Below are 26,325 nucleotides of genomic sequence, written 5' to 3' on the forward strand. Positions count from 1 at the left end.
AGTGGGAGTTCGGCGTGGCGCCATCGGCGCAGAGGCCCTTTCGGCCGAGACAGGCGCTTTTCGCCGGGCTCTGCCTCTTTGCGACGCTGCTCTTGGCGCTCGCCGAGACGCTGACCCGCGGCGGGCCGGGGACGGGGGCGGTTGCCGCCTATCTGGTGGCCCTGCCGCTGATGCTGCCCTTCCTCAGGCGTCAGCAGCTCGTCTTCCTGGCGCTTTGCACGCTGGCCGGCATCGCCCTCTTCGCACAGGGCAAGGAAACGGAACTCTGGCATGCGCTGACCCAGAGCGTGGCGCTCGCGGTGCTTCTGGCGGCGCTCGTCTGGCTGCGCCTTGCGGCCATGCGCTCGCGCTCGCTGGCCGGCATCTCGCGGGCCGTCGCCGAACAGAAGCGCTCGGTGCGCCATCTCGGCCTGGCGCTTGCTTCCCACTTCACCGGCATCCTCCTGAATGTCGGCGTCTTCGGACTGATGGCCCCGCTTGTGGCTGGCAGCAACGCCCCGCCGGCCGACAAGAAGGACATGGCGCTTGCGGTCAATCGCGGCTTCGGCGTCACCATGCTCTGGGCGCCGACGACGGCCGCGCAGGCGGTCATCACCTCCGTCGTGCCGGGGATTTCCTGGGAGGAACTGGCGCTGCGCACCTCTGCGATGGCCTTCTCGCTGATCCTGCTTTCCTGGCTGTTCAGCTCCTGGGAGCACCGCAAGCTGCCGGCGCCGGCCAGGAGCGGCGAGAAGCTCCAGCCCGGGGCGCTCGCCTATATCCTCGGCATCATCGCGCTGATGGTGGCGCTCATCCTCGCCCTGCATGCGAGCGGCGGCTACAGCCTGACGAGTTCGGTGGCGCTCGCCGCGCCCTTCGTGGCGACGGCCTGGATGCTGGTGCAGGCGTACCGCCATGGCGAGAACCCGGCGCAGGTCGTCGGGACGGGCCTGCGCGCCTATGTCGGCAGGGAGCTTGCGGGCGCCGCGCCCGAACTCGTGACGCTCGGCGCGGCGGGCTTTCTCGGCATCGCCATCTCGGCTCTCATTCCGCAGGCCTGGATGGAGGCGGTCGTGCCGCCGCTCGCCGACTATCAGCTGGTCCTCTACCTCACCGTCACCCTTCTCGTGCCGCTTTTCTCCGCCTTCGGCCTCAACCCGCTGGTGGCCGCATCGCTGATCGGCGGCGGCTTCGCGGCGATCCCGGCCGGCCATTTCGAGCCGCTGACGCTCGCCTTCGCGCTCGCCTCCGGCTGGGCCGTCGCCTACGGTGTCTCGCCCTTCACCACCGGCGCGGTGGTGCTCGCCAATGCGCTCGCAACGCGGCCGGAAGTCATCACCCGGCAATGGAACCGCCCCTTCACCTTCTTCGCCCTCGCCTATGCCTGCGCCGTCGTGGCGGTCATGGCGCTCTGAGCGCCCGCCCCACCGGCCAACCCGTCAAGGCCATGCAATGACCGCCGACACGCCTCTTCTCTTTCAGCCGCTCACCATCCGTGGCGTGACGATGCGCAACCGCATCGTCGTCTCGCCCATGTGCCAGTACGCCTCCGTCGAAGGCGGCCCGTCGGACTGGCACCTCGTCCATCTCGGCAAGTTCGCCATGGGCGGCGCCGGCATCGTCTTCGGCGAGGAAACCTCCGTGGAGGCCCGCGGGCGCAAGACCTATGGCTGCGCCGGCATCTATTCCGACGCGCATGTGCCGGCCTACCGCCGCATCAACGAGTTCCTCAAGGAGCAGAAGGCCGTGCCGGCGATCCAGCTCGGCCATTCCGGCCGCAAGGCCGGCTGCCGTCCGCCCTGGGAGGGCTTCGCCCCGCTCGACGAGAAGGACGCGCTCGCCGGCCGCCCCGGCTGGCCGGGGCTGGCGCCGAGCCCGATCCCGACCTCCGAGAAGGCGATGGTGCCGCACGAGATGGACGAGGCCGACATCGCCGAGCTCCTCGCCTCATGGCGCGAGGCGGCCCTCAGATCCGCCGATGCGGGCTTCGAGATATGCGAGGTGCACGGCGCACACGGCTACCTCATCCAGCAGTTCCTCTCCCCGATCACCAACCATCGCAAGGATGGCTATGGCGGCGACAGGGCGGGACGCATGCGTCTGGCGCTGGAGATCGTCGAAACGGTGCGCGCGGCCTGGCCGGACGACAAGCCGCTCTTCTTCCGCGTCTCCGCCATCGATGGCCAGGGCGGGCACTGGGACCTCGACGACACGGTGGTGCTCGCAAAGGAGCTCAAGGAGCGCGGCGTCGATGTGGTCGACTGCTCCTCCGGCGGCATTTCAGGGCCCTTGACGATGTCGATCGTGCCGCGCGTGCCGGGCTACCAGGTGCCCTTCGCCGAGGCCGTGAAGAAAGAGGCGGGCATCCTCACCCAGGCCGTCGGCCTGATCACCGAGCCGCAGCATGCGGAGGCGATCCTGCAGGAAGGCAAGGCCGACCTTATCGCGCTCGCGCGCGAACTCCTTGCCGATCCGAACTGGCCGTTCCGGGCGGCACAGGAGTTGGGGCTCGAAAACGCCTTCGATCTCCTGCCGCACTCCTATTCCTGGTGGCTGCGTCGGCGCGAGGATATCCGCGCCGCTTCCAGGGAGGCGGCCGGGAGCGCCGCCTGAGGAAAGGCTAGAGCAGAAGCTCGCCGCGCGCGACGATGGCGACGTCGCCTCCGATGCTGGCTTGCGTGACCTGGCCGCCCTTCGTGGTGAATTCCGCCACGAGGCGGCTCGGCCGTCCCATTTCGAAACCCTGTTCCACGACGCGGCGGTGGCTGCCGTCTTCCGGTTTCTCGAAATGCGCCATCGCGCCGATGAAGGCCGCGGCGGCCGAGCCCGTCGCCGGATCCTCGCGGATCCCCTGGTTGGGGGCGAAGACGCGCGAGCGGTAGGCCGCGTCCGAGCCTTCGCCGCGCGCCGTATAGAGGAAGGCGGCCGCATGGCTGCCGTCGCCGAAGGCTTCCACCCACACATCCGGCCTCGGCGCGGCCCGCGCCAGCGTGGCCATGTCGGCGAGCGGGACGGCGGTAAAGGGCGTGCCGGCCGACATCTCAAGCGGCGCGTGTTCGCCGAAGCCGATGTCGGAGGCCTCAAGCGACAGCGCCGCCGCCAGCGCCTCGCGGCTGCCATGGGCGGGCTCCACTTCCGGAAGGCGGGGTAGCCCAAAGGTGGCGGCGGCCGAAAGCTCCGAGAGCATTTGCGCGCGGCAGGGCAGAGTGCCGACGGTTTCTTCCAGGCTGAAGTGCGCTTCCTCGCTTCCGGCGCCGTCGAGAAAGGCGATCAGCGCCGCCGCCCCGACGGTCGGATGGCCGGCAAAGGGCAGTTCCAGCGTGCGCGTGAAGATGCGGATGCGGGCGCGGTTGCCGGCCTCTTTCGCCGGCTCCAGGAAGATCGTCTCGGAGAGATTGAACTCGGCCGCGATCTTCTGCATGGCCGCATCCGAAAGGCCTTCGCTGTCGACAACGGCGGCGAGCGGGTTTCCCTCCAGCGCCGTGTCGGTGAAGACGTCGAGAACATAATAGCGCGCGGGCATGGCGTTCTCCTCAGCTGAGCGCGTCGCAGGCCCGGGCGATCCGCTCGCCGGCCTCCTCCAGCACCTCGTCGGCGGTGGCGAAGGAGATGCGGAAATAGGGGGAGGCGCAGAAGGCCGCGCCGTGGACGGTGGCGACGCCGACGCTGTCGAGAAGGTAGCGCACCACGTCCCAGTCGCTTTCCAGCACTTTGCGCTCCGGCGTCTTCCGGCCGATCAGCCCGGCGCAGGAGGGGAAGGCGTAGAAGGCGCCTGCAGGGCTGGTGCAGGAAAGGCCCTCGATGGCTTCCAGCCGCCCGCAGATCAGGTCGCGGCGGCGGGCGAAGGCGCCCACCATCTCGGCGAGGAAATCCTTGGGGCCCGTGAGCGCCGCGATCGCACCCGCCTGGCCGATGGCGCTCGGATTGGAGGTGCTCTGCGACTGCAGCTTCGCCATCTCCTTGATGAGCGGCGCAGGCCCGCCGCAGAAGCCGAGCCGCCAGCCGGTCATCGCATAGGCCTTGGAGACGCCGTTCACCGTCAGCGTCCGGTCCTTCAGTTCCGGGCAGGCGGCCGCGAAGGCGGTGAAGCGGCGGCCGTCATAGATGATGTGCTCGTAGATGTCGTCGCTCATCACGCCGATGCGCGGGTGGCGGGCGAGCACCTCGCCGAGCGCCTGGAACGCCGCGGCGTCATAGACTGCGCCGGAAGGATTGGAGGGAGAGTTGAGCACGAGCCAGCGCGTTTTCGGCGTGATCAGCCGCTCCAGCGCTTCGGCCGTCAGCAGGAACCCGTCCTCGGCGCGGGTCTCGGCGATCACCGGCTCGCCGCCGGCGAGCATCGCCATGTCCGGATAGGAGACCCAGCAGGGGGAGGGCACGATCACCTCGTCGCCCTCGTTCACCGTCGCCATCAGCGCGTTGAAGATGATCTGCTTGGCCCCGGTGGAGGCCATCACCTCGGCGGGCTCGTAGGCGAGCCCGTTCTCGGCGCTGAACTTCTCGATAACCGCCGCCTTCAGCGCATCGGTGCCGCCGACATTGGTGTAGCGCGTCTCGCCGCGTCGCATCGCCTCGGCGGCGGCCTCCACGATATGCGGGGGAGTGGGAAAATCGGGCTCGCCGGTCGTCAGGCTGAGGATGTCGCGTCCCTCCGCCTTGAGCTGGCGGGCGAGTGCCGCGGCGGCGGTGCTGGGCGAGGGCTTGATCCGCTGGACGCGGTCGGAAAAGGCGGGCTGGCTCATGGGGGCAACGTAGTTGGAGTACGAATGTATACAAATGTCTACCGAGACTTCGCCGCAGCGTCCAGCCGGTTGCGGTCGGCATGGCGGGTCATGCGAAGACGGTGGACCCTCGCCAGGGCGCGAACCTGCCACGGGCAAGCCTTCGGCTCCAGCCGCCGCAGGCAGATCGGTTCCTTACCGCCTTCGTCAGGTGGCCGTAAGGCAAGGGGCGTATCCGACACGAACGGATGCCGCCGGGCTAAAAATTCGCAGGCGGCGCCATCACAGAAGGCCCCGTTTCGGGACCACCCATCCCAGGAGTTTTTGATGCCAGCGCTTCTTGGCCGTTACGCCACACCGTTCATCACCGGTCTCTTCATCGTCTCCCTCATCTCGGGCATCGCCCTCTTCTTCCATGTCGGTCCGAGGGGCTTCCATGGCATGCACGAATGGCTGAGCATGGTGCTCATCATCCCCTTCGCCTTGCACATCTGGAAGAACTGGCGCCCGCTGACGAACTACTTCAAGCGCGCGCCGATGGCGATCGCGCTCGTCCTCTCGCTCCTCGTCTCGCTGCCCTTCTTCATTCCCACCGCCACCCCGACGCGCGGCGGCCCGCCTCCTTTCGCCTTCTCGCATCAGATCCTGACGAACTCGGCGCAGGCCCTCGCCCCGCTGCTCGGCACGACGGGCGAGGATGTCGCGGCAAGGCTGCGCGCCGCGGGCGTGGAGCTTGCGGACACCGACCAGTCAATCGCCGAGGCGATAGCGCAGAGCGGCGCGAACGAGATGCAGGCGATCGGCGCCCTTCTGAAGCCGGCGAGTTGATCGTTGCCTGAAGGAGGCGGAACCTGTCGCCTTCCCGTCAGGCAGGCAGAGGGATAAGGCGGAACGAGCATGAAAGGCGAGGCACGATGCGCGTCCTTCTGATCGAGGATGACACGGTTCTGGGCGCGGCGGTGCGCGACCAGATCAGCGCCGACGGTCATTCCGTCGACTGGGTGACGCGGCTCGACGCGGCGCACGACACGCTGGCCGCCGGCATCTTCGACCTCATCCTCCTCGACCTCATGCTGCCCGATGGCCGCGGCGTCCCCTTCCTGAAGCGGCTGCGCGCAGGCGGCGCCACGACGCCGGTCATGATCCTGACGGCTCTCGATCAGGTCTCCGACCGGATCGAGGGTCTCAAGGCCGGCGCCGACGACTACCTCGTCAAGCCTTTCGACCTGGACGAGCTGTCGGCGCGGATCGGCTCGGTCGCACGCCGGTATGCGGGCAATCCCAACCCTGTCGTCACCATCGGCGAGCTGGAGATCGATCTGGCCGCCCGCACGGTCAGTCGCGCCGGCACGGCCGTGTCGCTGACGGCGCGCGAATGGGCGCTCTTCGAGACCTTCGTGCAGCGCCCCGGTCAGCTTCTCTCTAAGGCCCAGCTGGAGGAGCGGCTCTACTCCTTCGACGAGTGCGTGGAAAGCAACGCCATCGAGGCGCATGTCAGCCGCCTCCGAAAGAAGCTCGGGCGGAGCGTCATCGAGACCGAGCGCGGGCTCGGCTACCGGCTGAAGCGCTCGTGAAGGGCCCGCGCTCGCTGCAGCTTCGCCTGGCGCTCGCGGCCGGCCTCGCCGTCACCGTGCTGTGGCTCCTGGTGGCGGGTTTCACGGCGAACGAGCTGCGCCGGGAGATGGACGCAATCTTCGATTCCGCACTGGAAGACGCCGCGCAGCGCATCCTGCCGCTGGCGATCCATGCCCGGCGGGAACACGGCCACGGCGAACGGCCGGAGAGGCCGGACGGATCTGGCCGGCCCGACGGATCGGAGCGGCCCGGCACATCGGAGAGGCCCGGCACATCAGAAAGAATAGAGCGCCTTCATCGCTCGACCGACTTCTTCACCTGGGTCGTGCGCGATCCGGCCGGAAACACGATCCTGCGCTCGGCCGACGCCGAAGACGGCATCTTCCCGCCCTTCGAGCGCGAGGGTTTCAGGCAGACGGCGACGCATCGCCTGTATTACGACAGGGGGGGCCGCGAGGGTTTGACGATCGCGGTCGCCGAGCCCTTCTCGCATCGCGCCGAGGTGGCGCGCGCGATGCTCCTTTCCCTCGGCCTGCCGCTCCTCGTCGTCATCCCGCTTTGCCTGACGGCGATCTTCCTTGCCGTGCGGACAAGCCTCAGCCCCGTGCGGCGCCTGCGCGCCGACCTTGCAAGCCGCGGTGCGCAGAATCTGGCGCCCCTGGCGGATGTCGGCCTGCCGAGCGAGCTCGGGCCTATCGTGCAGGGCATGAACCAGCTTCTGGAACGGCTGCGTGCGGCCTTCGAGGCGGAGAGGAGCTTTGCCGCCAACGCCGCCCATGAATTGCGCACGCCGGTCGCCGGCGCCATCGCCCAGGCGCAGCGCCTGCGCGCCGAGACGAAGGACGAGAAGGCGGCCGGGCGCGCGCGAGAGATCGAGGCGACGCTGAAGCGCCTCAACGCGCTGTCGGAAAAGCTGATGCAACTTGCCCGCGCCGAGGGTGCGCGCCTGCGCACCGGCACGCTCGCCGACATGCGCCCGATCCTTCAGATCGTCATCGGTGATTTCGAGAGGATAGGCGATGGCGGCCGCATCCGGCTTGAAATGCCGCCAGAGCCGGTGCTTTCCGACCTTGAGCCCGACGCCTTCGGCATCCTTGCCCGCAACCTTGCCGAGAATGCGCTGAGGCACGGCAACACCGAGGCGGGCGTCGATATTTCCCTGTCGCGCGAAGGGGTGCTTACCGTCACCAACGATTGCGACGTGCTGTCAGCCGAGGAGATGGAGCGGATCGCCACACGCTTTGTCCGCGCCAGCGACAAGAGCAAGGGCAGCGGCCTCGGCCTTGCCATCGTCCGCACCATTGCCAGCCGCGCCGGCGGCGATCTCGCCTTCGCCTCGCCCGCGCCGGGAAGGCCGCGCGGCTTTGAGGTTCGTTTCGTCCTGCCGCGCTAGACTTTAGAATTGCGATAAAAACTACCTGCGATTTCCGATTTCGAGTAGGATAGCTTCCGCTACGGGAGTTGAGACAGGAATCGGCCAATGATCGGAAGTCGACCGGCACTCCCCCGCCCGGCGATATATGCCCTCATCCTCCTTTTCATTGTGGGATTTCTGCTCGCGCCGCTGCCGACCGCCCGGGCGGCCGAAGCCGATGATGCGGCGACAGCCATGCGCCTGGCCGATCTGTTGCGCTCGGCCCGCACGGTGATTTCCCGCAACCAGGATCTGATCAACGACCCTTCGGTGGGCGACAAGGATCTCGGCGGCGAGAAGGTGCTGCAGGAGGCGCTCGTGCTTCTTCAGGAGCGCACCGGCGAGGATCCGCGGGGCACCGATCCGGAGAGCCGTGAAGGCAGGCTTCTGCGGGCCCAGATGGAGGCAATCGTCGCGGTCATGGACGAGAACCAGACGACCATCAACGCGAGGGATGTCGGCTTCAAGGGCTTCATCCCCGCCGTTTTCGCCCGGCTCGTCAACGAGCGCTTCGCCGAGAAGGTCGGCAACGAGGCGCGGGTGAAGGTGACGGCGCCGGAGCGCCTCGTGCGCAACCGCAAGGCCCGGCCGGACGACTGGGAAACGAGTGTCATCGAAGACGATTTCTCCAGGCCCGACTGGCCGAAGGGCACGCCCTTCAGCGAAGTGACCGAGGCAAGCGGCCGGGAGGCCTTCCGTATCCTCGTGCCGGAATACTACGCGCCCTCTTGCCTTTCCTGTCATGGCGAGCCTGCTGGCGAAGTCGACATCACCGGCTATCCGAAGGAGGGCGGGCACGAAGGCGATCTCGGCGCCGCGATCAGTGTCATCCTGTTCAAATGACGCTGGCCGAAAAGTCCGGCCAGGCGTCCGGCAACGCGGCGACCGAACCCGCTGAGCGCCCTTCCTTCTTCGCCGCGCTCCGCCATCCCTCGATCCGGTTTCGGCTCGCAGCGGTCGCGCTTCTTCTCGTGGGCGCGCTCGCGCTGACCAGCGCCCTGATCATCCGTGAGCTCTACCGCAGCGCCCAGACCAACATCGCCGCCACAAGGTATTTCGAGCAGCTGGAGGCGGCCAGCGGGGCGAACGAGACCTTCGGCGACATTCGCTACTGGATGACGGACCTCGCGGTCAGCCAGCTCACCCTGTCGGAGCGCAATGCCCGGGAGGCGCGTCAGAGGCTCTCGCGCTATCTGGAGCGCCTCGGCGCCTACGATGCGGATGCGGCCGAGGTCATCGGCCGCGAGACCGACGCCTATATCGCCATCGCCTCCAGGGCGGTCGACGCCTACACCGATGACAACCGCGTCATCGGCAACACGCTGCTCGCTCAGGCGCGCGAGCACAGCGGCATCGTCGACCGGCGGCTCGAACAGCTGACCAGCGACCTGCATCGCGATTCCTCGAACGCGCGCGACATAGCGGTGGCGCGGGCCCGCACGGCCATCCGCTCATCGGTGTTGATCGTCGCCTGCGTCGGCCTGCTCGGCATTCTTCTGACATTGGTCGTCTTCCGATCGATCGTCACGCCGCTGCGGCGCATCGACAAGGCGATGTCGGGGATGATCGAGGGCGATACGGAAGTCGACATCCCGCCGGCCGGCCGCGACGAGATCGGCACCATGGCACGCACCCTCACGCTCTTCCGCGATTCGATCGCCGAGCGGGCGCGTCTGGAGAAGGAGACGGAGCGGCAGGCACGGATGATGGAGACCGCGATCGAGACGATCTCGGAGGGCTTTGCCGTCTTCGATGCAGACGACCGCCTGATCATCGCCAACAGCCGCTACCGGCAGATGTACAGCGGCCTGGTGGAGCGCGGCCAGCGCTTCGAGGACATGCTGGCAAAGCTCGCTTCCGGTGGCATTGCCGAGGTCAACGGCGTGCCGCGCTCCGAATGGCTGCGCGACAGGCTGGAACGGCATCGCCGCGCCGAAGGCTTTTTCGAGCAGCGCTATGGCGAGGGTCGCTGGATGCGCGTCAGCGAACGGCGGACGGCCGACGGCCATACCGTTGGCGTCTTCGCCGACATCACCGAGCTGAAGAACCGGCAGAGCGAACTGGAGGAGGCCAAGGAACTCGCCGACGCCGCCAACAAGGCCAAGAGCCAGTTCGTCGCCAATATGAGCCACGAGCTGAGGACGCCGCTCAACGCCATCATCGGCTACAGCGAGATGCTGATCGAGGAAGCGCAGGATCTCGGCGAGGACGCCTTCGTGCCGGACCTGGAAAAGATCGGCGGGGCGGGCCGCCATCTCCTCGGGCTCATCAACGACATCCTCGACTTCGCCAAGATCGAGGCCGGGCGGATGGACGTCCTCATCGAGCCCTTCGAGGTGAAGGGGCTGATCGGCGAGGTCGAGGCGACGATCGCGCCTCTGGTCGACAAGAAGGGCAACGTGCTGGAGATCGTCGCCGATGCCGATCTGGGCACCATGCGCTCCGATGAGATGAAGATCCGCCAGAGCCTTTTCAATCTCCTCAGCAATGCCGCCAAGTTCACCGAGGCGGGCACGATCACGCTCAGCGTCCGCACCGTCGCCGGACCGGCCGGCGAGGACTGGCTGGAGTTCTCCGTCGCCGATACGGGCATCGGCATGACGCAGGAGCAGAAGGGCCGGCTTTTCGAGGCCTTTACGCAGGCCGACATCTCCACGTCCCGCAACTACGGCGGCACCGGCCTCGGTCTCGCGATCACTCGCCAGTTCTGCCGTATGCTCGGCGGCGACGTGTCCCTTCAGACGGAATACGGCAAGGGCTCCACCTTCACGCTCTGCCTGCCGAGGAACGCCGAGGTGGCGGCCGAGGAGCGGGCGAGCGCGGTGGAAGAGGGCGCGCGCGGCACCGTCCTCATCGTCGATGACGAATCGGCGACGCGCGAGGCGCTTTCGAACGTCTTTGCGGGCGAGGGCTACCGGGTGCTCACGGCCGCTGGCGGCAAGGAGGGCCTGCGCCTCGCCCGCGAGGAAAGGCCGATCGCCATCATCCTCGACATCATCATGCCGGACCCGGACGGCTGGACGGTGCTGCGCGCTCTGAAGCAGGATCCGGAGCTGCGCGATATTCCGGTGATCCTCGCCACCGTTCTCGGCGACCGCGACATGGGCCTTGCCCTCGGCGCTGCCGAGCATCTGACGAAGCCGGTCGATTCTTTGGAACTGAAGCAGCTTCTCGGCCGGCTCGTCGCCGGTTCCGATGCCACCGATGTCCTCATCGTCGATGACGACACCGGCACGCGCGAGATGCTGCGCCGGGCGCTGACGCGCGAGGGATGGAGCGTGCGCGAGGCGCCGGACGGCGTGGCTGGCCTTGCGGAGGCGATGCGGGCCCGCCCGGCCGTCATCCTTCTCGACCTGATGATGCCGCGCATGGACGGCTTCGAGATGCTGGCCGCCTTGCGGCAGGAAAAGACGACCTGCGATGTGCCGGTGGCGATCATCACGTCCAAGGACCTGACGCGCGAGGAACGCCGCGTCCTGGAAAGTAATACGCTGGAGGTCTTCCAGAAAGGCGCCTACAACAGGACCTCGCTGGTGCAGACGCTGAGGAAGATGGTGGAGGCCGCGCGGCGGACGGACGGCGAGACATCGCCTCAATCCGGCCCTTCGCAGCCGTAACGAATGCTGTAGCGGAGATGCGGGTGGCAAGGATTCTCTTGGTCGAGGACAACGAGATGAACCGGGACATGCTGACCCGACGCCTCGTGCGAAAGGGCTACGAGGTCCTGACGGCCGTCGACGGGGCGGAGGGCCTTGCCAAGGCGGCTTCCGAACGGCCTCAGATCGTGCTCATGGATATGAGCCTGCCGGTGCTCGACGGCTGGGAAGCGACGCGCCGGCTGAAGGCGGACCCCGCAACGGCCGGCATTCCCGTCATCGCGTTGACGGCCCATGCGATGGATTCCGATCGCGACGAGGCGCTCGGCGCCGGCTGCGACGACTACGACACCAAGCCCATCGAGCTGCCGCGTCTGCTGGAAAAGATCACCCGCCTGCTCGATGGGGCTGCGCCCTCCGGGGCCTGAGGGGACGTGACCCCGTGAACCGTTCGGCTGCCGATCTCGATCCCGACCTCGAGCGCCGGGCCCGGCTCGCCCTCGTCTGGGAAGACCTCGTCAATCCCGTCCGCGGCATCAGGGGCTACCAGGAGATCATTCTGGAGGAATGCCGCAAGCTCGGCGTCGTCGATCTCCTGCCTTTCTTCGAGAATGTTCTGAAGGCCGCCTCGACGCTGTCGGCCCTGGTCGACGGTCTGCGCGACCCCGCGCCGAAGGGGGCTGCCGCGGTGGGGCAGGCGCTCGCCGATGAGGAATCGAGGCTCCGGCACGATCTGCGCACGCCGCTCAACGCGATCATCGGCTACACCGAGATGGCGGTGGAGGACATCGACGAGTTTCCCGAAGCGATCGAGCTCCTGCCGGACATCGCCAAGCTCCTCCACGAGGCACGCCACCTTCTCGACAGCATCGACACGATCGTCGATCTCACCCGCGACGGCAGCACGCCCGTGCCCGCCCATGGCGGTAGGGACGAGGCGGTGGTGGCCGAGCTCCTCAGCACGCTGGCGCCGTCAAGCCAGGCAGATGTGCGCGAGGTCGGCCGGGTTCTCGTCGTCGACGACAATGAATCGAACCGCGACCTCCTCGCCCGCCGCCTCCGCCAGGACGGGCACGACGTCGTCTCCGTCACCTCTGGAATCGAGGCGCTGGAGATCCTTCAGGGTGAGGCCTTCGATCTCATCCTGCTCGACCTCCTGATGCCCGGCATGAACGGACTCGATGTTCTCTTGCGGCTGAAGGCGGACGAGCGCTGGTACCAGATCCCGGTGATCGTCGTCTCCGGCCTAAACGAGACCGGCGCGGTGCTGAAATGCATCGAGGCGGGGGCGGATGACTATCTGCCCAAGCCCTGCGACCTTGTCCTCCTGCGCGCCCGCATCAATGCCTGCCTGGAGCGCAAGCGCTGGCGCGAGCGCGAGCGCGCCTATCTCGCCGAGATCAGCGAAGAGAAGGCGAAGTCGGACCGGCTGCTGCGCAACATTCTGCCGGCGGCGATCGTGGAGCGCCTCAACGACGGCGAGACCATCATCGCCGATCGCTTCGAGGCCGTCTCCATCCTCTTTGCCGATATCGTCGGCTTCACGCCCGTGGCCGCATCCATGACGCCGGCCCATCTCGTCAACCGGCTCGACCGCATCTTCTCCGATTTCGACCTGCTGGCGACGCAGCTCGGCGTCGAGAAGATCAAGACGATCGGCGACGCCTATATGGCGGCTGCCGGCCTGCCGGAGCCGCGGCACGATCACGCCGAGGCGATGGCCGAATTCGCTCTCGGCATCCTGGAGGCGCTCCAGCGGCTGAACGTCGACGGCGGCCCGGAGCTGAAGATCAGGATCGGCATCCATTCCGGTCCGGTGGTCGCCGGCGTCATCGGCCGCCGCAAATTCATCTACGACGTCTGGGGCGACACGGTGAATGTCGCAAGCCGGCTGGAGGCGAACGGCCTGCCGGACCGCATCCAGGTCTCGCCGCAGGTGCGCGATGCGCTGGCGCACCGTTTCAGCTTCGAGGAACGCGGCTTCATCACGCTGAAGGGCAAGGGCCGCACGGCCGCCTTCCTCCTCTCGCGCTGAGCGCGGCAGAGCCTCGGGATCAAAGCGCGCCGATCCAATCCTTGAGAATCGTGATGTCGGCCTGGGTGAGGCCATGCCCGGCGGGTAGCGTGCGGTGGGTGAGGTCCGCACCGGCCGCCGAGAGCTGCTGTGCCAGCGCCTGCGCGCTCGCCGCCGGCACGATCGGGTCGAGGGCGCCGGAAAGGAGCAGCACCGGTTTGCCGGAAAGCCCCGCCGCTTGCGTTTGCGGAAGGGTTTGCATGGCGCGCACCAGAGCGGCCCCCGCCAGCGCTTGCGGATAGAGCATCAGGACGGCCGATGCGATGTTGGCGCCGTTGGAAAAGCCGAGCGCGAGCGGTGCGCCGATGCCGTAGGCCTCCTTCGCCTCTTCGATGAAGTTGGCGAGCTCCGCTGCCCGCTGCCGTATCTCCTCCGCGTCGAAGACCCCCTCGGCGAGCCGCTTGAAGAAGCGCGGCATGCCCTCTTCCAGCACCTTTCCGCGAGGGGAAAGGAGGGCCGAGCCGGGCGCGACCGCGGCCCCGAGCGGCAGAAGATCGTCCTCGTCGCCGCCGGTGCCGTGCAGGAGGAGGATGGGCGGGCGCCCTTCGGCGCGCGCCGGCACGAAGCGGTGGATGTAGCTGAGATCGGCGTGCATGGCGGCTTTCTCCGGGCAGAGGCCCCTCCCGCCGGAGCGGGAACGGCTCAGCCGAGCGGCGGCAGGACCTTTTCGATTTCGGCGCGGTGCGGCTCGAGGCCTTTCGGCAGCTTCAGCGCCGTGCCGAGTGCGTCGGCGGGCTCGTCGATGGCAAAGCCCGGATCGTCGGTGGCGATCTCGAAGAGCACGCCGCCCGGCTCGCGGAAATAGACCGAGCGGAAATAGGCGCGGTCCTTCTGCTCGGTTGTGGGGATGCCGTGTTCCTCGGTGAGCCGGCGCGCCATGCGGGCCTGTCCCTCCTCGTCGGCGCGGAAGGCGACGTGGTGGACCGTCCCGCGGCCCGACCTGCCACGAAGGAATCCTCCGGCATGATGCAGATCGACATAGCGTCCGACGCCGGCCTCCTCGGCGACATAGCGAGTGAGCGTGCCCTCCCGGTCCATTTCGCGAAAGCCCAGAACGTCCGTCACGATGGCGGCCGTCGGCCCGGTATCTTCCAGAAGGAGGCTGATCCCGTGGAGGCCGCGGATGGCGTGCTCGGCCGGCACTTCCTCGTCGCTCCAGCCGGGCTCGTTTTCGATTCCGGCGAGGGCGACGAGCGAGATGCGCATGCCGTCCGGGTCCTTCATCGCGAGGACCGTCTCGCCGAAGCGCTGGAAGGGGGTCTCATGGGCGATGCCGGCCGACAGGAGCCGGTGCGTCCAGAAGCCGAGCGATGCCTGCGGAATGCGAAAGGCCGTCTCCTGCGTCTCCCCGATTCCGACGCGGCCGGCAGCCGCATGTTCCCAGGGGAAGAAGGTCAGGATCGAGCCGGGCTGGCCGGTCTCGTCGCCGAAATAGAGGTGGTAGGTGGTGGGATCGTCGAAATTGACCGTCTTCTTCACCAGCCGCATGCCGAGAGTGTGTCGGTAGAAATCGAGGTTGCGCGAAGCGGGCCCTGCAATCGCGGTAACGTGATGAATGCCGGTGTGGTCCACGAGACCCTCCATGTGATCGGGAGGGCCTTACGCGTCCCTCGCCTGGGCGAAAGATAGGCCGCAGGGAAAATCGCGCCACACGGCGGCAGGTTGCATCGGCGAAACACGCGCAAATCTTCCGTGAAACCTTCCTGAAGCTTGCACCGTAGAGGTGAGTCAGCTGAATGCGGGCGCTAAATCCTAGAATGTGTATAGCGTCTTTAATGAAACCGTAAGATGCATTCGGCCTAGAGTTTCGCTCTAAAGGCAGGAGTCCGTTTATGGCTGGCGCACCGACCGAAGGTTCGGCTCTCGAATCGAAGTTGTACGAAGCGATCGACATTCTTGAAAACACTGGCGTGGTGAACGGCGTGAACGTCAGTTCGGCCTCTCTCGCCGAGACTGTGGCGGCGAGCCCGCTGACCGGGGCGGAGTTTTCTCCCCGTCTCGGCGATTTCACCAATGTCGTGGCGAGCCTTGGTTCGGATGGGACAACCGGCACGGCGGCCGGCGTGGCGCCTTTGGATTTTGAAGGGGTTGCGGCTACCGGCACGAGCGCTGAAACGAGAGCCCCGACATCGATCGACGTTCAGGCGACCGATATCGAAGGCGTCGATCTCAGCGCGCTCGCGGTCTCTGCAGGCTCCCTGGGTGGCGGCGCAGGCGATGCGGCATCCGGTGTTGCGGCCAATCTCGGCAACGTCACGGTGGATTTTTCCGGCCTCCAGGTCGACCCCGACGCTCTTTCCGGCGGTGACGAAGATACGCTTTTCTCCACGGACGATGCGGGTTCGTCTTCCGACGAAGGCGCTATGGACGATCCCGCCGATGACGGGGTCGGCGGCGATCCCGGTGACGGGGGAGACGGAGATGGCGGCGGTTCGGGCAGCGGCGATGGAGACGGCGACGGTGCGGGCGGAGGCGGCTCGGGCGGAGGTGGCTCGGGCGGCGGAGATGGCGACATCGACCTCGTCCTCGACACCGATGTCGATCTGCCCCTGGTGGACGAGGTGGATGTCGACGCCGAGGTGATCCTCGATCCGATCGAGGAAATCGTTGGCGACATCGATATCGAAGTCGGGACGGACATCGATCTGGACGACGTGCTGGATGATCCTCTCGATGTGGTCGGCGATCTCCTCGATGGAGCCATCGACGATCTCTTCGGCGACGGCGACACGGGCGAGGGCGATACCGATCTGGTTCTCGACGCCGATCTGGGTCTGCCCCTCGTGGACGACATCGCCGTGGATTTGGAAGTGATTCTCGATCCGGTGGAAGAGATCGTCGGCGACATCGACATCGATGTGGTGGCCGATCTCGACCTCGAAGACGTCGTGGGCGACACGCTGGAAACGGTGGGCGATACGGTCGGCGGCGTGACGGACATCGTCGATGGCGTCATCGGCGGTGGTGATGGCGGTGATGGCGGTCTTCTGGGCGGCGGCCTCCTCGGCGATGGCGATACGGGCGACGGCGATACCGATCTCGTTCTCGATGCGGATCTGGGTCTGCCGCTCGTGGACGACATCGACGTGGATGCGGAAGTGATCCTCGATCCGGTGGAGGAGATCGTCGGCGATATCGACATCGACGTGGTGGCCGATCTCGATCTCGAAAACGCCGTGGACGACACGCTGGAAACGGTCGGCGAGACGGTCGGCGGCGTGACGGACATCGTCGATGGCGCCCTCGGCGGTGGAGACGGCGGTGGTCTTCTGGGCGGAGGCCTCCTCGGCGACGGCGACACCGGCGACGGCGATACCGATCTCGTTCTCGATGCGGATCTGGGTCTGCCTCTCGTGGATGACATTGCTGCCGATGCAGAGGTGATCCTCGATCCGGTGGAGGAGATCGTCGGCGATATCGACATCGACGTGGTGGCCGATCTCGATCTCGAAGACGCCGTGGACGACACGCTGGAAACGGTGGGCGAGACGGTCGGCGGCGTGACGGACATCGTCGATGGCGCCCTCGGCGGTGGAGACGGCGGTGGTCTTCTGGGCGGAGGCCTCCTCGGCGACGGCGACACCGGCGACGGCGATACCGATCTCGTTCTCGATGCGGATCTGGGTCTGCCCCTCGTCGACGACATCGACGTGGATGCGGAAGTGATCCTCGATCCGGTGGAGGAGATCGTCGGCGACATCGATATCGATGTGGTGGCCGATCTCGACCTCTCCGGCACCGACGATGCTGCCGGTGACCTGACCGGCGCGGTGGGCGACACCCTGGATGGTGCGACCGATGCCGTGGGCGATACAGCCGGCGAACTGACGGACGGTCTTCTCGGCGGTGGCGACACCGGTGACGGCGGCGGCCTCCTCGGAGACAGCCTGCTGGGCGACGGCAACACGGGCGAGGGCGATACCGACCTGGTGTTTGACGCCGATCTGGGTCTGCCCCTCGTGGACGACATTGCTGCCGATGCGGAAGTGATCCTCGATCCGGTGGAGGAGATCGTCGGCGACATCGACATCGATGTCGTGGCCGATCTCGACCTCTCCGGCACCGACGATGCTGCCGGTGACCTGACCGGCGATCTCACCGGCGCGGCCGATGATCTGACCGGTGCCGTCGACGACACGGCCAGTGATCTGACCGGCGTGGTGGGCGACACTCTCGACGGTGTGACCGACGGCGTGGAAGAGGCGGCTGGCGATCTCCTGGCCGGCGATCCTCTCGCGGGTGAACCTCTCACCGGTGACGGCGGCGGTCTCCTTGGAGACAGCCTGCTCGGCGATGGCGAGACGGGTGAGGGCGATACCGACCTGGTGCTCGACGCCGATCTCGATCTGCCCCTCGTGGAAGACGACGTCACGGCGGATGCAGAGGTGATCCTCGATCCGGTGGAGGAGATCGTTGGCGATATCGACATCGATGTCGTGGCCGATATCGACCTCTCCGGCACCGACGATGCTGCCGGTGACCTGACCGGCGCGGTGGACGACACCCTGGATGGTGCGACCGATGCCGTGGGCGATACAGCCGGCGAACTGACGGACGGTCTTCTCGGCGGTGGCGACACCGGTGACGGCGGTAGCCTCCTCGGTGACTCCCTGCTGGGCGACGGCGCGACGGGCGAGGGCGATACCGATCTGGTTCTCGACGCCGATCTGGGTCTTCCCCTCGTGGACGACGTCACGGCGGATGCGGAGGTGATCCTCGATCCGGTGGAGGAGATCGTCGGCGACATCGACATCAACGTCGTGGCCGATCTCGACCTCTCCGGAACTGACGGCGCGGCGGACGACCTGACTGGTTCCGTCGACGACACGGCCGGCGACCTGACGGGCGCGGTGGGCGACACCCTGGATGGTCCGACCGACGGCCTGGAAGAGGCAGCTGGCGATCTTCTGGCCGGCGATCCTCTCGCGGGCGACGGCGGTAGCCTCCTCGGTGACTCCCTGCTGGGCGACGGCGCGACGGGCGAGGGCGATACCGAATTGGTTCTCGACGCCGATCTGGGTCTTCCCCTCGTGGACGACGTCACGGCGGATGCGGAAGTGATCCTCGATCCGGTGGAGGAGATCGTCGGCGACATCGACATCGATCTCGTGGCCGATCTCGACCTCTCCGGCACTGACGACACAACCAGCGACCTGACCGGCGCGGTGGGCGACACGCTCGACGGTGCGACCGACGGCGTGGAAGAGGCGGCTGGCGATCTTCTGGCTGGCGATCCTCTCACGGGTGACGGCGGCCTCCTTGGAGACAGTCTGCTCGGCAACGGCGAGACGGGCGAAGGCGATGCCGACTTGGTGCTCGATGCCGATCTCGGTCTGCCCCTCGTGGAAGACGACGTCACGGCGGATGCGGAGGTGATCCTCGATCCGGTGGAGGAGATCGTTGGCGACATCGACCTCGATGTCGTGGCCGATCTCGATCTCTCCGGCACCGACGATGCTGCCGTCGACCTGACGGGCGCGGTGGGCGACACCCTGGATGGTGCGACCGACGGTCTGGAAGAGGCGGCTGGCGACCTTCTGGCCGGCGATCCTCTCGCGGGTGATCCTCTCACTGGTGACGGCGGCGGCCTCCTCGGTGACTCCCTGCTGGGCGACGGCGAGACCGGCGAGGGCGATACTGACCTGGTGCTCGACGCGGATCTCGGTCTGCCCCTGGTGGAGGACGTCACGGCGGATGCGGAGGTGATCCTCGATCCGGTGGAGGAGATCGTCGGCGACATCGATATCGATGTGGTGGCCGATCTTGACCTCTCCGGCACCGAGGGCGCGGCGGACGACCTGACCGGCGCGGCCGAAGATCTGACTGGTGCCGTCGACGACACGGCCGGTGGCCTGACCGGCGGGGTGGGCGACATCCTGGATGGTGCGACCGACGGCATCGAAGAGGCGGCTGGCGATCTTCTGGCTGGCGATCCTCTCACTGGTGACGGAGGCGGCCTCCTCGGTAACACCCTCCTGGGCGACGGCGAGACGGCCGAGGGCGATACGGACCTGGTTCTCGACGCCGATCTCGGTCTTCCCCTCGCGGAAGATGATGTCACGGCGGATGCGGAGGTGATCCTCGATCCGGTGGAGGAGATCGTCGGCGACATCGATATCGATCTGGTGGCCGACCTCGACCTCTCCGGAACTGACGATGCTGCCGGTGACCTGATGACCGGCGATCTCACCGGCGCGGCTGATGATATGACTGGTGCCGTCGATGACACGGCCGGCGATTTGACCGGTGCGGTGGGCGATACCCTCGACGGTGCCACCGACGGCGTGGAAGAGGTGGCTGGCGATCTTCTCGCTGGCGACGGCGGCGGCCTCCTTGGAGACAGCCTCCTCGGCGACGGCGATACCGGCGAGGGCGATACCGATCTGGTGCTCGACGCTGATCTCGGTCTGCCCCTCGTGGAGGACGTCACCGCGGATGCGGAGGTGATCCTCGATCCGGTGGAGGAGATCGTCGGCGACATCGATATCGATGTGGTGGCCGATCTCGACCTCTCCGGTACCGACGATGTGACCGGTGATCTGACTGGTTCTGTCGACGACACGGCCAGTGATCTGACCGGTGCCGTGGGCGACACTCTCGACGGTGCGACCGACGGCGTGGAAGAGGCGGCTGGCGATCTTCTGGCCGGCGATCCTCTCGCGGGTGATCCTCTCACTGGTGACGGCGGCGGCCTCCTTGGAGACAGCCTGCTCGGCGATGGCGACACGGGCGAGGGCGATACCGACCTGGTGCTCGACGCTGATCTCGGTCTGCCCCTCGTGGAAGATGATGTCACGGCAGATGCAGAGGTGATCCTCGATCCGGTGGAGGAGATCGTCGGCGACATCGATATCGATGTGGTGGCCGATCTCGACCTCTCCGGAACTGACGGCGCGGCGGACGACCTCACCGGCGATCTCACCGGCGCGGCTGATGATCTGACTGGTGCCGTCGACGACACGGCCAGTGATCTGACCGCTGCCGTGGGCGACACGCTCGATGGTGCCGCCGACGGCGTGGAAGAGGCGGCTGGCGATCTTCTGGCCGGCGATCCTCTCACTGGTGACGGCGGCGGCCTCCTTGGAGACAGCCTGCTCGGCGATGGCGAAACCGGCGAGGGCGATACCGACTTGGTGCTCGATGCCGATCTCGGTCTGCCCCTCGTGGAGGACGTCACGGCGGATGCGGAGGTGAACCTCGATCCGGTGGAGGAGATCGTCGGCGACATCGACATCGATCTCGTGGCCGATCTCGATCTCTCCGGCACCGACGACCTGACAGGCTCCCTCGACGAGGGCACCGATGCCCTTCTCGGCCTTGGCGAGACCGGCGATGGTGGTGCGGACGATGTCGCGCTCTTCGATGAGCTCGACTCCGAGCTCTTGCTCGGCCTCGACCTTGCCGAAGGCGGCGAAACGGACAGCAGCGGGAGCGAGGATCTGCTCGACACGACGGCCCTCCTGGAGGGCGATCCGACGCTGAGCGATCTTCTCGGCGATCTCGGCGATCCGCTGCTGATCGACGACGGCGGCACGTCCGACATCGATCTCATTCCATTCGTCGATGACACGCAGGACGCGAGCAGCGACGTTGGAGGTCTATTGTCGGGTGCGACGATCAAGCTCGGGGGAAGCTTCCACCTCTAGGTTCAACGCACGAAAGAATGGGTGGAGACCGGCTTGTTCAGCCATCGCGCCTGGAAGCGCCCCGTGGGGGCGCTTCTCCTGCTCACATTGACGCTGAACGTCCTCGGGCTGACGATCCCGCTGGCGGCTGCGCAGGTATTCGGCCGCATCATTCCGAATCCGGCCGGCTCCACGCTGCAGATCCTGGTGATCGGCGTCGTTGCCCTGGCGGCGCTCGAGGCGGTGCTGCGCTACGGCCGTTCGCTGATCCTCAATCGCACCGGCGCGAACTTCGCCGGCGTCGTCACCCACAGGCTTCTGTCGCATATCGTGCTCAGCGACCCGCCGGAGGGGCGCGTCATTTCCTCGCGCAGCGTGGAGTATCTCAACGCCATCCGGCAGATGCGCGAGAAGTACAACGGGCAGGTCCTGGTCAGCCTCTTCGAGCTCCTCTTCCTGCCGGTCATCGTCGGCGTCATCTTCTTTATCTCCTGGATGGCCGGCACCTTCGTCCTCTGCTGCCTTGCCGTCTTCGCCCTCGTGACGCTGACCGACGCGGTCCATCTGAAGCGCCGCATCGAGGAAAGCTCTCTCGACAACGAGGAGCGTTACGCATTTCTCTTCGCCATGCTCGGCTCCATGCATTCCATCAAGGCGATGGGGATCGAGGAGAACATCCTGCGCCGCTACGAGGCGCATCAGGCGCGTATCGTCGACAACAATTACGCGATCGCCAAACTGACCGGGCGGCTCCTCAACAGTGCGCCGATCGCCAGCCAGGTTCTGATCGCGGCGATGCTTGCGCTCGGCGCTCTCTCGCTGGGGCGCGGCGAGATGACCATGGGCGGCGTCTCGGCACTGGTGCTCCTCAGCAGCCGCGTCATGGCGCCCCTGCAGCGCGCCGTCTTCACCTTCGTCCAGATGAAGGACATCGACGAGGCGGAGACCAAGGTGGAAGACCTTCTCGCCCAGCCGGTCATCTCCACGCCGGACGAAAGTCTCGACGTGAAGAACGAGGGCAGGGTGGAGATCGAAGGTCTTGCCTGGCGCACGAAGGGCGCGCTGCCACTTTTCGAAGATGTCCGTCTTTCCATCCCGCCGGGCATGGCCGTCGCCCTGACCGGCCCTTCGGAAGAGGCCAAGTCCACGCTCCTGCAGATCATCGCCGGCATCCGCAAGCCCGCGGAGGGCGAAGTGCGCCTGAACGGGGTCCCGCCGACGAGCTATCCGCAGGAACTCCTCAATCGCTGCGTCGCCTATGTCCCCTCCGACGGCGTCCTGTTTCGCGGCACGCTGCGCGACAACATCACCCGCTTCGGTGAGGTCAGCGTTGCCGATGCCATGGAGGTCGCCTCCATCCTGGAGATCGATCACCTGATCAACGAGCTGCCGAACGGCCTCGATACGGAGCTGATCGGCTCGGCGAACGAGATCATCCCGCCGGGGCTTCGCCAGCAACTCGTCATTCTGCGGGCACTTGCCACCAGGCCGCGGCTGATCCTCCTCGACAATGCCGATCGCGGGCTCGACCGGGAAGGCTATGCCAAGCTCAACCGCTTCGTCGGCAAGGTGAAGGGGCAGGCCTCGCTCATCCTTGTCTCCGACGACGCCAATTTCCTCGGCGTCGCCAGCCAGCGCCTGTTCCTGGGGCGCGACGGTCTTTCCCCGGTGGAAGGCTTCAGCTTGCAGGAACGCACCTCCTACCGGGATCTCAAGATATGAACGCCTTCGCTTTCAAAGGCGCCGGACGGCAGGCGGTGATGGAGCCCGAAAGGGCCGTCGCCGAGGCGGAAGGGCTGCCCCGGGCGGAGCTCTATTCCGGCCGCCTGCCGGAGCGCACGCTCTGGCATATGCGCTTTCGCGCCTCCGTCCATCGTCTGGAGACCCTGATCCGGCGCCATCGGGCGAGCATCTCGGACGAAGCAGGCCTTGAGCCGCTCTTCTGTGCCTTCACCCTGCTTCTGCGCATCGACTTTCCGCTTCGCCAGCTCCTGACGGCGCTCCCGGCCGAGCCGGGTCCGCTGCGCGTTTCGGGGCTGATCGGGGCCCTCGGCAATCTCGGCTTCTACCCGGCCGACGCTCGCCCCGACAATCACCTGATGCAGACCCGCGAGCCCTTCCTCTTCCTGCCTTCCGGCGGAGGCGCCGAAGTCGTCTTCCATTGCCCGGAGACCGGCACGCTGGAGCGTCTCCACGCCGACGGACGAATCGAGGAGGTGAAGTCGGCGCGCGATCTGGCAAAGGGCAAGTGCTGGACATTCGCGCTGAAGAGCGAGTCGCATCCGCTATCGGCGGTCCGGCGCAGCCACACAGGCCACAGCTGGTTCCGCGCGCTGCTGGCCAAGTTCGGCCGCGTCGGTTTCGGTCTGGTGATCACGAGCATGGCGATCGCGGTGACGAGCGTCATGCTGCCGCTCTTCACCATCCAGATCTACCTGCATGTCATCAGCCTGGGATCGCTCGATCCGCTGCCGGCCTTCATCGTCGGCATGGGACTGACCGTGGCCCTGGAAGCCGTGCTCCTGACCAAGCGCACGCGCATCCTCGCCTGGGTGGCGAACCGCATCGAATACCTGGTCAGCATCTCCTCCTTCGAGCGCATCCTGAAGATTAGGCCGTCCCTCTCCGAGCGCGCTGCGGTGACCGATCAGGCCGCGCGCCTGCGCACCTTCGAGAACATCCGCGACTTCATCACCGGCACGGCGGCGACCTCCCTTTTGGAGATTCCCGTCAGTATTCTGGCGACCTTCGTCATCGCGGTTCTTGCCGGATGGCTCGCGGTCATCCCCGTGCTCGGCATCTGCGCCCATCTCGCTCTGTTCTTCCTGCTGCGCCGCGAAGCGCGGATCCGGACGAGCATTGCGGCCGACGAATCGACCGAAATGCAGCGCATCACCATCGAAACACTGGAAAAGCGGGACGCGATCCGCCAGTCCGGCCTGCAGCACTTGTGGTCGGGCCGGATGATCGAGAGCGCCCGTCGCCAGCAGGCGGCGCAGCTTTCCTTGCGCACGCTCGGCTCGGCGGCCGAAGCCCTGTCGATGTTCGTGCTGACGACCTGCACGGTCTTCGTCCTCTGCTTCGGAACCCTGGAGGTCTGGTCCGGCATCGTCGGCACCGGCGGCCTCCTGGCCATCGTCATTCTCACGCTGCGCGCGCTGTCGCCCTATCACGTCCTTTGCCTCTCGCTGCAGCGCTTCGAACAGCTGCGCAACAGCATCGACCAGCTCAACACGCTGATGGAGGTTGCTCCCGAACGGGACGAGGAGCGCGAATACACGCAGATCCGCTCGATCGAAGGCGCCGTCAGCTTCCTCAATGTCGGCTTCCGCTCCAGGGATACCCGGCCCGTCTTTGTCGGCCTCGACATCGAGATCAGTCAGGGCGACGTCGTCGCCATCACCGGCGCCAACGGTACCGGCAAGTCGACGATCCTGAAGCTCGTCCAGGGCATGAGCGACCTTTCGATCGGCACCATCCGCATCGATGGCATCGACATGCGTCAGCTGCCGCAGGAGGATCTGAGGCGGCGCATCTCCTACGTGCCGCAGCAGCCCAAGCTCTTTCCGGGCTCGCTGCGCGACAACCTCCTTCTGGCGGATCCCCTGGCCAGCGAGGAGAAGCTCCGCAGCGCCCTGCGCACGGCCGGCCTGCTTGAAGATATCGAAGCGCTTCCGGACGGGCTCGATCACCCCTGCAGCGAGTCGGCGTCCGGCGACGTGCCTTCCGAGTTCCTTTTCAAATTCGCCATCGCGCAGGCGATTTTAGTCAACGGTAATCTATTTCTGATTGATGAAATCCCGAACATGCTCCTCGACGGCGAGGTGGGAGAAGTGGTGCGTAATCTGATCCGCAGCTATCGCAACCGCGGGACGGTTCTGTTCGTCTCGCACCGTTCCGACTTTCTCGATCTGGCCGACCGCGTGGTGGCGCTGCGCTACGGCAAGGTGCCGGTGATCTCCACTCCCGAGCGCCTGCTTGCGAGGGCGGCATGAGCCTCGTCACGATCGAACCGCGCCGGCGCGAGCCCGGGCGCGAGCTCGCGCCGCAGCTCCAGCGAGCGATCGCTCACCCCGTTTTCATCGAGGAGACGGCGCCTCAGATCTTCGTGCGTCGCGCCTGCATCATGATCGCCGTCGGCTTCTTCGCCCTGCTCGGATGGTCGGCGATCGCCAGGGTGCCGGAGGTCTCGCGTGCCGTCGGCACGATCCTGCCTTCCGGGCTGGAGCGCATCGTCCAGCATTACGAGGGCGGTGTCGTGCAGGATATCCTGGTTGCGCCGGGCGACCTTGTGGAGGAGGGCACGCCGCTCTTCGTCCTCGACGATGCGGCGACCAGCGAGGACGTGCAGGTCGCGGGCGGCCAGCGCCGCAACATCCTGACCCAGATCGAGGGCCTCATGTCGCTGACCGAGGAGCGCGAAGCGAACTTCTCGGCTTTCGGCCGGGACGACGCGGTTTCCGCCTCGATGGCTTCCTACGAAGCGGAGCGGCGGGCTCTTCAGAGCCAGCGGCAGCTGCTGGAAAGCCAGATCCAGCAGGCGCGCCTGCTGATCTCCACGTATGACGCACAGCTGGCGGCCCTGGCGGACGACCGGGCCTTCGCCGAGGACAATTACGCCCGCATCGAGACGCTGGCGAACAAGGGCTATTCCACGCGCACCCAGCTCGCCGAGCGGCGCAAGGACCTCCAGGATGTGGAGAACCGCACCCGCATCACCCTGGAGCGCAAGGAGACGGCGGTCGAGAAGCTCGGGGAGGCGGAAAAGAGCCTGGCCTCCTTCCTCGCCACCACGAAGTCCGACATTGCAAGGCGCGTCCAGGAGCTGCGCGCCTCCCTGACGACACTCGACGGCGACGTCAGCAAGCGGTCGCGCCGCCAGGACCGTCTGACCGTCACCTCGCCGGTCCGCGGCATCGTCAAATCGCTCGGCGTCACCACGATCGGCGGCGTCGTCGCCTCCGGCGAGGCGCTCGCGACCATCGTGCCTGTCGGTGAGACGCTCTATGCGGAAACCCGCGTTCCGGTCGAGCAGATCGGTTACGTGAAGCCCGACCTGCCCGTGCGCGTGAAGGTGAGCGCCTTCGACTTCACCCGCTTCGGCTGGCTCGACGGCGAGGTGGCGTCGATCTCTCCGTCCTCCTTCTCCGGCGATGGGACCTCGCCTTACTACAAGGTCAAGGTCAGCCTTCAGAGCCATACCCTCCCATTCGCGCCGAGCGCCGAGCTGGCGCCGGGCATGGAGGTGACGGCCGACATCATCACCGGCGACAAGTCGATCCTCACCTACTTCCTCAGCCCGATCCGCAAGGCTCTGGACACTTCTTTCGGCGAGCGCTGA

General features: G+C 66.8%; 17 protein-coding genes. 13 read left to right on the plus strand and 4 right to left on the minus strand.

The window, feature by feature from the left end:
• Positions 1-14: 14 nt before the first annotated feature.
• Together CLD20_RS19335 and CLD20_RS19340 are read left to right on the plus strand one after the other, a co-directional pair.
• Positions 15-1,394, plus strand: a complete 1,380-nt coding sequence (locus tag CLD20_RS19335; RefSeq protein WP_224408314.1) for a hypothetical protein — start codon at positions 15-17, stop codon at positions 1,392-1,394.
• A gap of 37 nt (positions 1,395-1,431) precedes the next feature.
• A complete protein-coding gene (locus tag CLD20_RS19340; RefSeq protein ID WP_224408315.1) occupies positions 1,432-2,592 on the plus strand; it encodes an NADH:flavin oxidoreductase/NADH oxidase in 1,161 nt (386 codons plus the stop codon).
• Between the two features lie 7 nt (positions 2,593-2,599).
• Here the strand turns inward: CLD20_RS19340 and CLD20_RS19345 are convergent, their stop codons facing one another.
• Positions 2,600-3,502 carry a PhzF family phenazine biosynthesis protein gene (locus CLD20_RS19345; RefSeq protein ID WP_224408316.1) on the minus strand — a complete coding sequence of 301 codons (903 nt, stop codon included), beginning with the start codon at positions 3,500-3,502 and terminating at the stop codon, positions 2,600-2,602.
• Positions 3,503-3,512: 10 nt separating this feature from the next.
• A complete protein-coding gene (locus CLD20_RS19350) occupies positions 3,513-4,721 on the minus strand; it encodes a pyridoxal phosphate-dependent aminotransferase (RefSeq protein WP_224408317.1) in 1,209 nt (402 codons plus the stop codon).
• A gap of 306 nt (positions 4,722-5,027) precedes the next feature.
• Between CLD20_RS19350 and CLD20_RS19355 the strand changes: the two genes are divergently transcribed.
• The 7 genes from CLD20_RS19355 to CLD20_RS19385 all read left to right on the plus strand — a co-directional run bounded on the left by CLD20_RS19355 (position 5,028) and on the right by CLD20_RS19385 (position 13,320).
• Complete coding sequence (locus CLD20_RS19355; RefSeq protein ID WP_224408318.1) at positions 5,028-5,528, plus strand: DUF4405 domain-containing protein; 501 nt, start codon at positions 5,028-5,030, stop codon at positions 5,526-5,528.
• An 86-nt stretch (positions 5,529-5,614) separates the two neighbouring features.
• Positions 5,615-6,274 (plus strand): response regulator transcription factor, encoded by a 660-nt coding sequence (locus CLD20_RS19360; protein WP_224408319.1) that lies wholly within the window; start codon positions 5,615-5,617, stop codon positions 6,272-6,274.
• Positions 6,271-7,668: an ATP-binding protein gene (locus tag CLD20_RS19365; RefSeq protein WP_224408320.1), complete on the plus strand. Its 1,398-nt coding sequence runs from the start codon at positions 6,271-6,273 to the stop codon at positions 7,666-7,668. The genes CLD20_RS19360 and CLD20_RS19365 overlap by 4 nt, the downstream gene beginning before the upstream one ends.
• A 216-nt stretch (positions 7,669-7,884) precedes the next feature.
• The gene (locus tag CLD20_RS19370) at positions 7,885-8,532 is read left to right on the plus strand and encodes a DUF3365 domain-containing protein (RefSeq protein WP_224408321.1); all 648 of its coding nucleotides are present in this window, start codon (positions 7,885-7,887) and stop codon (positions 8,530-8,532) included.
• Complete coding sequence (locus CLD20_RS19375) at positions 8,529-11,306, plus strand: response regulator (RefSeq protein WP_224408322.1); 2,778 nt, start codon at positions 8,529-8,531, stop codon at positions 11,304-11,306. Before CLD20_RS19370 ends, CLD20_RS19375 begins: the two co-directional genes overlap by 4 nt.
• A gap of 23 nt (positions 11,307-11,329) precedes the next feature.
• Positions 11,330-11,713, plus strand: coding sequence for a response regulator (locus tag CLD20_RS19380; RefSeq protein WP_224408323.1), 384 nt, complete (start codon positions 11,330-11,332; stop codon positions 11,711-11,713).
• Positions 11,714-11,727: 14 nt separating this feature from the next.
• Positions 11,728-13,320, plus strand: coding sequence for an adenylate/guanylate cyclase domain-containing protein (locus CLD20_RS19385; protein ID WP_224408324.1), 1,593 nt, complete (start codon positions 11,728-11,730; stop codon positions 13,318-13,320).
• A 19-nt stretch (positions 13,321-13,339) separates the two neighbouring features.
• On the opposite strand, the gene CLD20_RS19390 is transcribed toward CLD20_RS19385, so the two are convergent.
• Both CLD20_RS19390 and CLD20_RS19395 read right to left on the minus strand, forming a co-directional pair.
• The gene (locus CLD20_RS19390) at positions 13,340-13,954 is read right to left on the minus strand and encodes an alpha/beta hydrolase (protein WP_224408325.1); all 615 of its coding nucleotides are present in this window, start codon (positions 13,952-13,954) and stop codon (positions 13,340-13,342) included.
• Positions 13,955-14,001: 47 nt separating this feature from the next.
• Entirely contained in the window at positions 14,002-14,931 is a 930-nt protein-coding gene (locus CLD20_RS19395; protein ID WP_224408326.1) for a ring-cleaving dioxygenase, read from the minus strand.
• 302 nt (positions 14,932-15,233) lie between these two features.
• Here CLD20_RS19395 and CLD20_RS19400 point away from each other — a divergent pair, with 302 nt between their 5' ends.
• Genes CLD20_RS19400 through CLD20_RS19415 form a run of 4 tightly spaced genes read left to right on the plus strand, consistent with a single transcriptional unit; the run spans position 15,234 to position 26,325 of the window.
• Positions 15,234-21,005 (plus strand): hypothetical protein, encoded by a 5,772-nt coding sequence (locus CLD20_RS19400; protein WP_224408327.1) that lies wholly within the window; start codon positions 15,234-15,236, stop codon positions 21,003-21,005.
• Positions 21,006-21,038: 33 nt separating this feature from the next.
• Positions 21,039-22,706, plus strand: coding sequence for an ATP-binding cassette domain-containing protein (locus tag CLD20_RS19405; RefSeq protein WP_224408328.1), 1,668 nt, complete (start codon positions 21,039-21,041; stop codon positions 22,704-22,706).
• Positions 22,703-24,979 carry a peptidase domain-containing ABC transporter gene (locus CLD20_RS19410; RefSeq protein WP_224408329.1) on the plus strand — a complete coding sequence of 759 codons (2,277 nt, stop codon included), beginning with the start codon at positions 22,703-22,705 and terminating at the stop codon, positions 24,977-24,979. Before CLD20_RS19405 ends, CLD20_RS19410 begins: the two co-directional genes overlap by 4 nt.
• Complete coding sequence (locus tag CLD20_RS19415; protein ID WP_224408330.1) at positions 24,976-26,325, plus strand: HlyD family type I secretion periplasmic adaptor subunit; 1,350 nt, start codon at positions 24,976-24,978, stop codon at positions 26,323-26,325. The genes CLD20_RS19410 and CLD20_RS19415 overlap by 4 nt, the downstream gene beginning before the upstream one ends.

The sequence above is a fragment of the Afifella sp. IM 167 genome (assembly GCF_020144925.1).
GTDB lineage: Bacteria > Pseudomonadota > Alphaproteobacteria > Rhizobiales > Afifellaceae > Afifella.